Below are 12911 nucleotides of genomic sequence, written 5' to 3' on the forward strand. Positions count from 1 at the left end.
CTCATGCTCGACGGTTTCGTCCCCTGGCCCGGCCATCTCGCCGAGGAGTACCGCCGCAGGGGAATCTGGCTCGGCCGGGCGCTCGGTGACCTGCTGTACGACTCCTGCCGGCGCCATGCCGACCGGGTGGCCGTGGTCTGCGACGGGCGCAGGATGACGTACGCGGAGCTGTCCCGGCGGGCCGACCGGCTGGCGGGCGGCCTGATCGAACTGGGCATCAGACCGCTCGACCGGGTGGTCGTCCACCTGCCCAACATCCCCGAGTTCGTCGTCCTGGTCTTCGCACTGCTGCGGGCCGGAGCCATACCGGTCCTGGCGCTGCCCGGGCACCGCAAGTCCGAGATATCCCACCTGTGCGCCCACTCCGGTGCGGTGGCCTATGCCGTGAAGGACGAGTTCGGCGGATTCGACTACCGCGCACTCGCCCGGGAGATCCCCCCGGTCCGGCACGTCCTCGTCAGCGGCGACGCCCAGGAGTTCACCGCACTGGAGTCACTGGGCAGCGAGAACGTCCCCCTGCCCCACGTCGACCCGTCCGATCCGGCGCTCTTCCTCCTCTCCGGAGGCACCACCGGACTGCCGAAGCTGATCCCCCGCACCCATGACGACTACGCCTACGTCATGCGGGCCACCGCGGACGCGATGCACGTCGGCGAGGAGGTGGCCTACCTCGCCGTCAATCCGGTCGCGCACCAGGCGGCGCTCGCCTGCCCGGGGGTGTTCGGGAGCCTCCTGCTGGGCGGCAAGGCGGTCCTGACGTCGAGCGTACGGCCCGACGAGGTGTTCCCGCTGATCCACCGCGAGCACGTCACCGTGACCACGGTCGTGCCCTCCGTGCTGCGGCTGTGGGCCGACTCCGGACAGAAGCCCGATCTGTCCCACCTGCTCATCCAGGTCGGCAGCGCCCCGCTCGACCCCGCACTCGCCAGTCGGGCGGGACAGGTCCTCGGGTGCCGGATCATGCGCTGGTACGGCATCAGCGAGGGCCTGCTGACCCACACCAGGTTCGACGATCCCGAGGACGTGATCATGGGCACGGACGGCCGGCCCATGACGGAGGACGACGAGGTCCTGATCGTCGACGAGTCCGGGAACCCGGTGCCCGAGGGGGAGGCCGGCGAGATGATCGCCCGCGGCCCGTACACGATCCGCGGGTACTACCGGGCCCCCGAGGAGAACACCCGCTCCTTCACGCCGGACGGGTTCTTCCGGACGGGCGACCTCGTCCGGCGCAGCCCGGAAGGCAACATCACGATCGTCGGACGGATCAAGGACGTCATCAACCGCGCCGGTGAGAAGGTCTCGGCGGAGGAGGTGGAGCGACAACTGCGCACCCACCCGTCCGTCCAGGACGCGGCCGTGGTCGGCGTCCCGGACACCGTGCTCGGCGAGCGGACGTACGCCTTCCTCGTGCTGACCGGGTCGGAGATCCGGCCGTCGGCGATGAAGGAGTTCCTCCGGGGCTGCGGCCTGGCCACGTACAAGATCCCCGACCGACTGGTCCCGCTCGCCCAGTTGCCGCGCACCCCGATGGGGAAGGTGGACAAGAAGGCGCTGCGTGCGCTCGCCGTGACGTCGGCGAGGTGAGGTGAGGGCCCCGCGCCCTCTCCTACTTCTCACCGTGCCGTATGTGCCACAAGGCGGGAAAAGAAGGCGTGAAAATCGCTTTACGAAGGAACTCCGCACCGGAAGTGCCCCCCGTACCGATCTTGTTGCCAATGACCCGCTGGACGAGAACGACATGCCGGTACTGCCATTCCTGAAAAGCCTGGTCGAGATCGACCAGGCCCTGGCAGATCTGTTCCACCACACCGTCGTCGCTGTGCAGGCCGTGCAATGCGGAGGGCAGGTCGTGAGGTGCGTACCCCTTGGCGTCGAGATAGGCGAGGAAGGCGTCGAAGAGGGTGGGCTCGCCGGCCCTCGCCCTGATGCGCGCCCGCTCCGGGCTGTTCTCGGGAAAGTGCTCGGCCGCCGTCCCGTCACGCCGGCCGAGCACCACCTCGATCTCACGGAACTGCGCCGAGTAGAAGCCGCTGCCCACCAACTGGTCGCGGAACGTGTCGAATTGCTCCGAGGTCATCGTCTCCAGCACGTCGATCTGCGCCGTCAGCGCCCGGAAGATCGCCCTGGCCCGGCGCAGCGTCCGCAGGGCGGGGCCGCTGTCCGCCTTGCTCAACGTCACCTGGAGGGCGTCCAGTTCGTGGAGCAACTCCTTGAACCACAGCTCGTGCGACTGATGGACGACGACGAAGAGCAACTCGTCATGCTGTTCCGTGATCGGCTTCTGAATGTCGAGCAACGTTTCGAGAACCAAGTAATCACGATAGCCGCAGTAGGCGGAATGGGAATTACTCATCACGGGTGGAGGCCTCCGCTCGCCGGGCGTTGACTCCCCTTGGTAACACGGCGAAACCGACCGCAGGTCAGAATCTGTCACCTCTCATTCAAGGGGGAGGCTCACCACCCTGGCAGACCATCATGATGAGGAGCCATGAGCGCCAGGAGAAATGGTCGTCGTTCCAATGCATCACTGAATGGAAACGAAATGGACGATGCAAAGCACACCGTCCCCCAGCTTTTCGAGGCCGTCGCCGCCAAGGCGGGGGACGACACCGCCGTCCTGTTCGAGGGCAAGGCCGTCGGCTACGCGGCGCTGAACTCCGCGGCCAACCGGCTCGCGAGGTACCTGATCGCCCGTGGTGTGGGACCGGACTCGGTGGTCGCCGTCTCCGTGCCCCGGTCCGCCGACCTGGTCACGGTGCTCCTCGCGGTACTCAAGGCGGGCGGTGCCTACCTCGCGCTCGATCCGGCCTATCCGGTGGAACGCCTGGCGCACATGATGGCCGACGCGCGGCCCGTTCTGCTGCTCCGCGCATCGGAGCACACACAACTCGCACTGCAGGACGAGAGCGTGCCGGAGATCGTCCTCGACGACCCCGCGTTCCGTACGGAGTGCGAGGCACACCCCGACCACGACGTGTCCGACCGGGAGCGCCTCGCCCCCCTGCACGCCGAACACCTCATGTACGTCGTCTACACCTCGGGGTCGACGGGCCGGCCCAAGGGTGTCGCGGTGACGCACAGCGGCGTCGCCGGCCTGGTGGCGAGCCAGGCCGAGCAGATCGGGGCGGGCCCGGGCGACCGCGTTCTGCAGTGGGCGTCGATCAGCTTCGACGCCGCCTTCTGGGACATCTCGCTGGCCCTGCTGTCCGGTGCGGCGCTCGTGATGGCACCGGCCGACGACCTGCTGCCCGGCCAGCCGCTACGGGACACGATGATCGAGAACCAGGTCACGCACGCCACGCTGCCCCCGGTGGCGCTCAGCGTCACCGAGGCGGACGGCGTACTGCCCGGAGGGACGCTCGTCTCCACCGGCGACGCCCTCTCCCCGTCCCTCGTGCGGACCTGGGCCGAGGGCAGGTCCCTGCTCAACGGCTACGGCCCCACCGAGGTCACCGTCGGCATCTCCATCGGGCGGATCACCGGACCCGACGACATCAGCATCGGCCGGACCTTCCCCGGCAGCACCGTGCACATCCTCGACGAGCGGCTGGCGGAGACCGGCCACGGCGACGAAGGCGAGCTGTACCTGGCAGGACCGGGCCTGGCACGCGGGTACCTGAACCAGCCCGGGCTGACCGCCGCTCGGTTCGTGGCCGACCCCGCCGGTCCGCCGGGCAGCCGGATGTACCGCTCGGGCGACCGGGGTTGGCGCCGCGCGGACGGAGAGCTGTTCTTCGCGGGACGCGCGGACGACCAGGTGAAGCTCCGCGGCTTCCGGATCGAGCTGGGAGAGATCGAGACACGCCTTGCCGCGCATCCCGCCGTCGACCTCGCCTGTGTCGTGGTGGAGGGTGATCTCGCGACCGCCCGGATCGTCGGCTACGTGACCACGTCGGCGGATACGGAAGCCACCGGCGCGGAGTTACGGCAGTACGTGGCCAGGTCGCTGCCCGAGCACATGGTGCCGTACACCGTCATCGTCCTCGACCGCTTTCCCACCACCCCCAACGGCAAGGTCGACCGCACGGCCCTCCGCACCGCCGGCACCGCCAACCCGCCCGCGCCGGAAACGGCACCCTCCGCCGACACGGACCTGTACGACCTCGTCCAGCAGATCCTCGGCATCCCGGAGGCACGGCCCGAGGACAACTTCTTCCAACTCGGCGGCCATTCGGTCCTGGCCACCCTCCTGGCCAGGAGAATTCGCAAGGAGTTCGACGTCGCGATCCCGATGCGGACGATATTCCAGGCCACGACACTGGCGGAGCTGGCGAGCGTGCTGGAGGCGGCCAGGGGGCCGGAGAGCGCCTGATGGGGCACATCACGGGCTGCAGGCACGGTCACCAGCGGCCACGAGGTGCCGCCACCGCTTCGGACGCCCGCGACTGTGTTCCACTCACCGCAGGCACTGCTCGCAATCGACGTCGACCTGCCCTGGCGCAAGACCGAGTACCTGCAAGCCGTGGCCGCCGCAGCGTTCGACGGGCAGCTCGACGGAGGCTGCTGACCTCCTCGCCGAAGGAACAGCCGCGGTCACGCGGACGGCCATGGTCGACGACATCGGCCTGGGCGGCCAGCGACAGCCCGTCCTTGACGTCGACCGGCAGTTCCACCAACTGCTTCATCCGTCCCCCCGCGTCGTCCCGCGCCTCTGCCGACACTCCGGACTTCGTCCCGCCCGGGATTCTCCAGTCCACGTCATCACCCGCCTGAGTGGGCCGGCCTGACCTCATGACCCTTCAGCTCGGTGAGCCGATCGCGTCCAGGATTCCGGGGAAGTACGGTTGCCGCGACAGGTACATCGTTGCAGCGCAATGGGCTCATGTCACAGCGATGCCATCGCGCATCACCTTGCTCAACACCGCCTGTTCGGGTAGCCGGAGTTCGTTAGCGATACGGGTTAGGCTGGACTGATTCAGAATGATCGTCGCGCGGTGTTGCGGGTTATTCGTCAATCGCGCCATGCGCAAAGCATCGAAAGGATTAGTGAGAGCGTCGGGGCCGGAGGACTGTCCACTGCCTCGTTTTTCGCGTAGACGTTCCGCATGATGGGCAACGTTTTCCCAGAAGTCCGGCTGGGGGGTTGTGGCGGATCGATTTCTGGAAAGTGTCTTTGCCTCAATCACCAGACGATGTGCTTCCAGGTATATCGCGCGTGCAAGGTGCTGGTCGTTCAGTGCGGCGACAGCGGCCTCGGAGGAAGCCGTACGGGCAGTCGCGTCGTCCGCCTCCAGCTGCGCACTCTGTGTGGCCGGCAGCGTGAGCCAGAGCAGCAAGCGCGCTGTCTCGGCCATTGCCGCTCTTGGGATCCACAGCAACCACTCGCTGGTCCGGGCCCGGATGTTGAAGCGCCGTGCTCCGCCTGCCACATCGTCCGCACGCCAGGCATAAACATTGGCATTCCACGAGATGTACGCATTGCCGTTGGCTCGCATTGTCTCCGACCCGGCGGTAAGTGACTCAAGGGCCGTGGCGACAAATACGCGAGAACGGACGTTGCGAGGAGCTGCGTAAGCCAGTGCATGGGCCAAAGCGGCGATGCGTTGCTGAGGTGGGTAAGCGGCCCAAAGCGGGAGGCCCAGAACAAGGCAGCTCTTCCGGCGAAACCCGTAGTGGGTAACGGTGATCGAGAACTCCGGACTGAACTGGACCGTATCGGGGCGCCGTACTCCGCAGGTGTCCGCTATCTCGTTCAACAGTTGAAACAGGGCCGGAGCATCTGCCCCCCGCAGTGTGGGCAGGTCAGGATTCAGCCGTCCGGGGCGTGGGCGCAGTGCAAGAGCCAGGCCCAGCAGCACCAGACCCACCAGGGGCTGAACAACGGTGCGGAACCCGAGAACGATCAACAACAGGCTGCCGGTGAACAGCGCCGCCGTAACGAGGTGGACCATGCCGGCGACGGCGTACGCGGCTGCTGTCGTGATTTTGATGCGGGCAGCGCCTACCGGTCGACTGTGACGATCACGTTCCACATGCTCCCCCTCAGCGGTGAACGGTCGGTGCCGCTCGAACACGTGCCGATCCGACCATCGCGGCGGAGCGCCGAGCAAGCGGTCTGAGCAACATCTGAGCCGCCGGGGTGCGCGGAATCTGCTCCGTGCGCCATGGGCCGGGTGAGGCACGAGAGGGTTGGATGTCGTCGGTAACGTCGGGGCCGCTCACCGTCGTCGAACGCGCAGTAGTACAGCACGTACTCACCTCCCCCTTGGCCGCCCTTCCGCCCGGTCCGGGACCAGCGACGCAGCACCACGGCGTCGAAGAAGGCGCTGTCGGGCAGGGCGTGGATCCGGCGGTAGGCGTCCCCCAGAGGGCCAAGAGGAACGCGAGGAGCAGGACGGGTGCGGTGGCGACGGCCGATGCGAAGAACGCACGACGTCCGCGCGGCCACACCAGGCTCCGGAGTGGTTCCCGGCCCCTGTCGCGAGCGGTGGCGTCCGGTGCCCGGTCACCCTTCGCCCCGCCCAGCCGCAGCGCGGTTCGGTGCCGGTTCCGGCTCGGAGAGGTGCGCTGCCGCGCGGCGGGGGAGCAGCAGCGGGGTCGCCAGCAGGAGCAGGCCGGCCAGGCCGATGGCCGTACGCGGGCCGAGCAGGCCGCCCAGCACGCCCCAGACGGCCGTCAGGAGGGCGGTCGAGGCCTTGGTCGTCACCGCCCAGGCGGACAGTGTGCGGGCGACCCGGTCCGTCGCGGTGCGTTCGAGGCGGTAGGTGGTGTAGACGGGGTTGAAGATCCCGCAGCAGAAGATGAGTCCGAGTTCGACGCCGATCACCAGCAGCAGCCCTCCGGTGCCCGGCCCCAGGAAAGCCAGGCCGACGGGCCAGAGCGCGCGCAGCGCCCCGGCCGCGACGAGGACCTGGTGCTGTCCGAACCGGGTGACGAGCGGTCGGGCCAGCCGCGAACCGAGCAGCCCGCCGATCGAGGGCGCGGCGAAGGCGAGGCCGTACTGCCATGGTGCGAACCCGAGTCGGCCGAGCATCAGGACGGCCAGCAGCGGCTGGGTAGCCATCACCAGGCCGTTGAACAAGGCGGTGTTGAGGAACAGCGGACGCAGCGTCGCGTCGGCGAGGATGTACCGCCAGCCGTCGAGCAGGTCCCGGGCCCGCATGCGCGCTGCCTCCCGGCGCTCGGGCCGCGGCTCGTGCCCGCCCGTCGCGCGGATGCCCAGGGCCGAGAGCAGGTAGCTGACCGCGTCGGCCACCACCGTCGCCACCGGACCGAGGAGCCCGATCGCCGCGCCGCCCAGCGGCGGTCCGATGATCGTGGTCGTCCAGGCCGTGGACTCGAACCGGGCGTTGGCGACGAGCAGGTCCTCGGCCGGCAGCAGCGTCTTCAGGTACGCGCCGGAGGCGGCACGGAAGGTGATGTCGGCCGCCGCGACGACGACCGAGACCAGCAGGAGCTGAAGGAAGGTGAGCACGCCGAGCGCGAACGCGGCGGGGATCGTCAGCAGCGCCGCGAACCGCACCAGGTCCATCGCGATCAGCACCGGCCGCCTGCGGCGGAACTCCACCCACGGGCCGAGCGGCACCGCCACGGCCGCGCCCACCGCGGCTCCCACGGAGGAGAGCGCGGCGACCTCGGCCGGTCCGGCGTGCAGCACCCGGACGGCGATCAGCGGGAACGCGCCGAAGGCGAGCCACGTGCCGAGCGCGCTGGTCCCGTACGCTCCCCAGAGCCACCCGAACTGCCGTCCCAGCCGGTGCCCGCTCCTCATGCCCGATGCCCCTCGCCCCTCGCTCGTACAACCGATTCGCGATCAGAAGCATCAAAGCGAGCACCATACCCAGGGATCAAACAACCGCAGAGCAGCCGATCACAACCATCGGTTGTACCCATAGGGTGTCGGCATGGACCTCGACACCGTCCGGACCTTCGTCGCCGCCGCCGACGCGGGTCAGTTCCAGGAGGCCGCCGCCGAGCTGGAGGTCACCCAGCAGGCTGTCTCCAAGCGCATCGCCACGCTGGAGCGCAACCTCGGCGTGCGGCTGTTCACCCGCACCGCGCGCGGCGCCGAACTCACCATCGACGGGCAGGCGTTCCTGCCCCACGCGCGCGAGCTGCTGCGCGTCGCCGAGCGCGCGGTCGCGTCCGTGCGCCCCGGCCGCCGTCCGCTACGCGTCGACGTGATCGCCTCGCGCGGCGCGGCGGCGGGCCTGATGCGCGGCTTCCACCGCGCGCACCCCGAGATCGACCTCGACGTGGTGATGCTGCTCGACATCGAGACGGCCGTCACCGCCATCCGGTCCGGTGCGATCGACGCGTCCTTCCGCGCCGTCGCCGCACCCGGTCGGCCTCTTCCCGAGGACATCGAGTCCGTCCGGGTACTCGACGAGCCGCTCCAGCTCCTCACCGGCCCCGCCCACGCGCTGGCGGGCGCCCGGTCGGTGACCGTCGCCCAGCTCGCCGGACACCGGATCTGGATGCCCGGCATCGTCCCCGGTACCGAGTGGGCCGCCTACTACGACGACCTCGTCGCGGAGTTCGCACTCACCATCGAGGCGACCGGCCCCAACTTCGGCTCCGACGCGCTCCTCGACACCATCGCCGACACCCCGGCCCTGGCCACCTTCATGGGCGAGCACACCCGCCTCGTCTGGCCCGCCGACCACGGCCTGCGCCGCATCCCGGTGACCGACCCGACGCCCGTCTACCCGCACTCACTCCTCTGGCACCGCGACAACCCCCACCCAGCGCTGGCCACCCTCCGCACCCACCTCGCCGCCACAGCAACCGGCCACGAGACCGCCGGGACGTGGACACCGGGCTGGGTGCTTCCGCGCTGAACGCAGCCGCGTCCACGATCATCGTGGCCGGAGCAACGGAGCAAAACAGCTCCGTTTTCCGGCTCATTGCTCCGCGTGCGTGCGCCGAGAGCGTCAAGACCAACAGTCCCCTCCTCCTCATCACTCGCGACCGGCATTCAGGACTTCAAGGACAGCTTCTTCCTGCACCACCAGGATGTGCTCGAGCAGTCGCAGCAGGGAAGACGAGCCTTCGGTGCATGCCGGAATCCGGTTGGGGTACTCGACTCGATTCGGGCTTGAACAGAGGAGGACCATGGACGACGTCGCCGTTCCCCTGTCCGGGCATCAGGCGCGTTCTGGCGCCCCGCTCGACGGAACGCTGGAAAACCTGCGGGCGTCCGCCATCGCGGTCGATGACGATGGCCTCATCGTCGCGGCCAATAGCGCGGCCCAAAGTCTGCTGGGCAGGGAAGCCTCAGAACTCGTCGGTCAGGACTTCCACGACCTGCTGCACCGGGACAGATACGGGCACTCGGTGCCGCGCACGCGCTGCCGGATGAGGAAGGCCATCCTCACGGGGGAGACCAGACATGGCGACGCCGAGTGGTTCGCCTGCGGGGACGGCACTCTCGTCCAGTTGTCCTGGCTGGTCACGCCCTACTCACCCGGTCCGGGCGGGACAGGTGCGCTGGCGATGCTGTACGAGCCGAAGCCAGGGGACGTGCGCCACACCGACGGCGGGCACTCCGCGCCGCTGACGGAACTGGACCGCCTGTCCCTGCTGGCGGAGACGACCACGCAGCTCACCTCCACCCTGGACGCGGACGAGGCGCTGCACCGACTGGCGGCCCTGACCGTGCCCCGGCTCGCGGACTGGGCCGTGTTCGACCTGCTCACCGAACGTGACGAAGTACGACGCGTTCTCGTGATGGAGCACAAGGACGGCATTCTCGTCGAGCGGGACGACCTGCAGGGCCCGATGCCTCCCGTGCCGGCAGAGTCACCGATGCCCCTGTCACGGGCCCTGCGCGGCGCCGCCTCCTCCCTCGCCGGCCCCGCCACCTACCAAGGTCCGCCCGACTCCGGCATAGCGGTCGAGCAGCAGCGCCTGTTCACCGCGACAGGTATGCACTCCGCCGTCATCGCACCCATTCGCGGACTGCGGGACGTACTCGGCGCCCTGACCCTGGGCCGCGCCCAGCGTCATGACGCCTTCACCCCTGCCGACCTGCCGCTGCTGGAGGACCTCACCCGCCGGGCGGGCCTGGCGCTGGACAACGCGCGCCTGTACCAGCGCCAGCGCAAAGTCGCCGAGACCATGCAACGCCACCTGCTGCCCCAGCTGCCCGTCCTGCCCGGGCTGGAGATGACCGCGCGCTACGTACCCGCTCCGGACGCCTCATCCGTGGGCGGTGACTGGTACGACGCCTTCGCTCTGGCCGCCCACGCCCACGCACTGGCCATCGGCGACGTCGTCGGACACGATCTCGACGCCGCAGCCGGCATGGCGCAGGTCCGCAACATGCTGCGCGCCTTCGCCTGGTCCCACTCCGAGGCCGCACCCAGCGCCGTCGTCACACGGCTCGACGATGCCGTGATGCACATAGCCGAGGTCCCCATGGCCACCATGATCCTCGCCAGGCTCACCCTCGGGAATGACACACTGTGGCGCCTACGGTGGACGAACGCCGGCCACCCGCCGCCCCTGCTCATCACCCACGACGGTCGGACCCGCTACCTCGACGAGGCTCACGGCATACTCCTCGGAACCGGAGTCACCAGACCTCGCCCCGACGCCGTCACCGTCCTGCCACCCCAGGCCACGCTCCTGCTCTACACCGACGGACTGGTCGAATCCCCGCACCACTCCATCGATCACGGGCTTGACCGGCTGCGCCGACACGCGGCCTCCCTCGCCCACCGCCCCCTCGACTCCTTCTGCGACTTGCTGCTGGACCAGGTCCGCCCCAGCGACAACGATGACGACGTCGCCATGATCGCGCTGCGCACACCCCCTCCCGTAGGACCCGCCTGACCCGCGCGTGAGGCAGATCGAGTGGGCGGAACAGGAGACTGCCGAAGCTCCTGAGCCGGTGGGCTGAGGCTTCGAACGCCTCCCTCCGCCGCGCGAGAACTTCGCGCTGTGCGGGCCCCGCACTGCCCCGCCGGTGAGCGGGGCCAGAACGCGGTGTCCGCGTGCCGGTTCGCCGCGGAGGACGGGCACCGTGGGCATGTAGGTCGGGGGCGGCCAGGAGGAGCTGTTTGGTGAAGGCGTACGGCAGGTCCTGCGGTGCTCGCGGTATCGGCGTCATGGTGTCCAGGTCGGCTCCGGCGTATGGCCATCACCTTCGACGGCGGACTCGGCACAGCACGACATTCGCCTCAACCGCCTTACGCACACCGATGATGGGACAGCCTCTTGGCCGGCAACGAGGGCCCGGGAGGAAGACCGTCCTCACCGTGATCGCCCTGTCTGGACTCTCGTTCTGCGGGACCACGGGGGGCGGGAAGGGCGGTGCGTGTGGAGGACGAGCAGCGCCAGGGCGCCGGTCGCTGCGGACCAGGTGAGGGAGAGCAGGCCGTGGGACCAGGGGATGTGCGGGGTGAGGGCTGAGCTCAGCGCCAGCTGGTTCACGCCGTACAGAGGAAGCGCGGACACGCCCGCCACATCCATGAGCGTGTTGAAGACGGGATTCTGCAGGCCGGTGTCGACCAGGCTGAGCATGATGATGAGGAAGAAGCCCTCCAGCTCGCCGCGGACCAGAGAGCCGAGCAGAAGACCGATGCCGCCGTAGGCAAGGCCGGCGCCCGCAAGGGCCACCGCCAGGGGTGCTGTGTGGCGTACGGGCAGGGAGATCCACAGCAGGATCGTGGTGTAGAAGGCCAGCAGGGCGGCGGTGAGGGCGACGGCAGCAAGTTTGGCCAGCAGCATCGGCAGCCGGGGGTAGCCGGCCAGCAGTAGACGGCGGTCCATCTCCCGCGATTGGAAGGTCTCGGTGAAGGCGATGAAGCCGGCGACCATGGTGATGGCGCCCAGCGCGCTGGCCACCTGGCCGGCCTGGCTGGCCGGGGCGGAGACGGGGGTGCTGATGGCGTCCAGCCGGATGCGCACCACTTGGCCGGAGGTGCACAGGCGTGCCACGGCGATCCAGATGGGGATGAACACGATCGTCAGAACCAGGGCCAGCCGGTTGCGCAGGTGGCCCAGCAGAGTGCAGCGCAGCAGTTCGGTGAATGCCGTCCAGGAGAGCCTCATCGGTCGGTCTCCTCGAAGTGCAGACGCCCCTGGCGCAGGTGAGCGATCGCGTCGAAGTGGTGCAGGTCGTGCAGCAGGTGAGAGACCACGATGATCGACCGGCCCTGATCACGCAGGTCGGCGGCCAGGGTCCAGAACCGCTGATGGGCGTCCCAGTCGAAGCCCTGGTAGGGCTCGTCCAGGACCAGCAACTGCGGATCGTGCATGAGAGCGATCAGCAGGTTCAGCTTCTGTCGCGTTCCGCCGCTGAGTTCGCCGGCCTGCTGTCGCCGGCAGCCGGTCAGCGCCAGCAGCTCCATCAGCTCGTCGGCGCGCTCCAGTGTCGGCAGCCGGTGGGCCAACTGGAACAACCGCAGATGCTGTTCGACGGTGAACGCGTCGTTCAGTACCGCCCGTTGCGGGCAGTACCCCACCGTCCCGGTCCGTGTCACCGTTCCGCGGTCCGGTGCGAGGCGTCCCACGGCGATCTCCAGCAGAGTACTCTTCCCCGCCCCGTTCTCGCCGACGACTCCCACCAGCGTCCCGGCAGACACATCAAGATCCACATCGCGCAGGACCTGCCTGCCGCCGTACGCCTTGCAGACTCCGCTGATCCGCAGCCGTGGCCGGTGTGACCGGTGGCGCGTCGTCACTGCCTGCACATGAGCCCCTCGAAGGATCGGACAGGTGGAGCGACCCGACCCGGAGGAAAAGCCCGCCACAGAGTGCGGGGCCGCGCAGGCTCATGTCCCCTGGCGTGCCAGGGGACATGACCGCTCAGCCGCGCCCTGCCCGGACGGCCCGGCCCTGGGGCGGACCGATCCCCCGCAAGGTCTGCTGCCCAGTGCCCAACGACTCCGTACCGCCGGTGTAACGGCGGTCACCCGCTGTTCTACACCCGTCAGTTGGGCGTGACGTGCGCCGCGGTCTGC

General features: G+C 69.1%; 9 protein-coding genes. 4 read left to right on the plus strand and 5 right to left on the minus strand.

What is annotated here, in order from left to right:
- Nucleotides 1–3 precede the first annotated feature (3 nt).
- Nucleotides 4–1587, plus strand: a complete 1584-nt coding sequence (locus tag CRP49_RS02305; protein ID WP_097251937.1) for a (2,3-dihydroxybenzoyl)adenylate synthase — start codon at nucleotides 4–6, stop codon at nucleotides 1585–1587.
- 22 nt (nucleotides 1588–1609) lie between these two features.
- On the opposite strand, the gene CRP49_RS02310 is transcribed toward CRP49_RS02305, so the two are convergent.
- On the minus strand, nucleotides 1610–2356 hold the full coding sequence (locus tag CRP49_RS02310) for a tryptophan 2,3-dioxygenase (protein WP_097257152.1): 747 nt from the start codon (nucleotides 2354–2356) through the stop codon (nucleotides 1610–1612).
- Nucleotides 2357–2545: 189 nt separating this feature from the next.
- Here CRP49_RS02310 and CRP49_RS02315 point away from each other — a divergent pair, with 189 nt between their 5' ends.
- Entirely contained in the window at nucleotides 2546–4315 is a 1770-nt protein-coding gene (locus CRP49_RS02315; RefSeq protein ID WP_097251938.1) for a non-ribosomal peptide synthetase, read from the plus strand.
- A 508-nt stretch (nucleotides 4316–4823) separates the two neighbouring features.
- Here CRP49_RS02315 and CRP49_RS46360 read toward each other — a convergent pair.
- Together CRP49_RS46360 and CRP49_RS02320 are read right to left on the minus strand one after the other, a co-directional pair.
- The gene (locus tag CRP49_RS46360) at nucleotides 4824–6017 is read right to left on the minus strand and encodes a M48 family metallopeptidase (protein ID WP_143669947.1); all 1194 of its coding nucleotides are present in this window, start codon (nucleotides 6015–6017) and stop codon (nucleotides 4824–4826) included.
- A gap of 431 nt (nucleotides 6018–6448) precedes the next feature.
- The gene (locus CRP49_RS02320; RefSeq protein WP_097251939.1) at nucleotides 6449–7714 is read right to left on the minus strand and encodes an MFS transporter; all 1266 of its coding nucleotides are present in this window, start codon (nucleotides 7712–7714) and stop codon (nucleotides 6449–6451) included.
- A 133-nt stretch (nucleotides 7715–7847) separates the two neighbouring features.
- On the opposite strand from CRP49_RS02320, the gene CRP49_RS02325 reads away from it, so the two are divergent.
- The gene (locus CRP49_RS02325; protein ID WP_097251940.1) at nucleotides 7848–8783 is read left to right on the plus strand and encodes a LysR family transcriptional regulator; all 936 of its coding nucleotides are present in this window, start codon (nucleotides 7848–7850) and stop codon (nucleotides 8781–8783) included.
- A gap of 274 nt (nucleotides 8784–9057) precedes the next feature.
- Entirely contained in the window at nucleotides 9058–10779 is a 1722-nt protein-coding gene (locus CRP49_RS02330) for a SpoIIE family protein phosphatase (RefSeq protein WP_097251941.1), read from the plus strand.
- Between the two features lie 420 nt (nucleotides 10780–11199).
- On the opposite strand, the gene CRP49_RS02335 is transcribed toward CRP49_RS02330, so the two are convergent.
- Nucleotides 11200–12000, minus strand: coding sequence for a hypothetical protein (locus CRP49_RS02335; protein ID WP_097251942.1), 801 nt, complete (start codon nucleotides 11998–12000; stop codon nucleotides 11200–11202).
- Nucleotides 11997–12599 carry an ABC transporter ATP-binding protein gene (locus CRP49_RS02340; protein WP_097257153.1) on the minus strand — a complete coding sequence of 201 codons (603 nt, stop codon included), beginning with the start codon at nucleotides 12597–12599 and terminating at the stop codon, nucleotides 11997–11999. The genes CRP49_RS02335 and CRP49_RS02340 overlap by 4 nt, the downstream gene beginning before the upstream one ends.
- Between the last annotated feature and the right edge of the window lie 312 nt (nucleotides 12600–12911).

This window comes from Streptomyces sp. Ag109_G2-15 (genome assembly GCF_900215565.1).
Taxonomy (GTDB): domain Bacteria; phylum Actinomycetota; class Actinomycetes; order Streptomycetales; family Streptomycetaceae; genus Streptomyces; species Streptomyces diastatochromogenes.

Bases quoted from the DNA above. Each gene is read 5' to 3' on its own strand.
- CRP49_RS02305 (WP_097251937.1), top strand. From the start codon at position 4: ATGCTCGACGGTTTCGTCCCCTGGCCCGGCCATCTCGCCGAGGAGTAC.
- CRP49_RS02310 (WP_097257152.1), bottom strand. From the start codon at position 2,356: ATGAGTAATTCCCATTCCGCCTACTGCGGCTATCGTGATTACTTGGTT.
- CRP49_RS02315 (WP_097251938.1), top strand. From the start codon at position 2,546: ATGGACGATGCAAAGCACACCGTCCCCCAGCTTTTCGAGGCCGTCGCC.
- CRP49_RS02320 (WP_097251939.1), bottom strand. From the start codon at position 7,714: ATGAGGAGCGGGCACCGGCTGGGACGGCAGTTCGGGTGGCTCTGGGGA.
- CRP49_RS02325 (WP_097251940.1), top strand. From the start codon at position 7,848: ATGGACCTCGACACCGTCCGGACCTTCGTCGCCGCCGCCGACGCGGGT.
- CRP49_RS02330 (WP_097251941.1), top strand. From the start codon at position 9,058: ATGGACGACGTCGCCGTTCCCCTGTCCGGGCATCAGGCGCGTTCTGGC.
- CRP49_RS02335 (WP_097251942.1), bottom strand. From the start codon at position 12,000: ATGAGGCTCTCCTGGACGGCATTCACCGAACTGCTGCGCTGCACTCTG.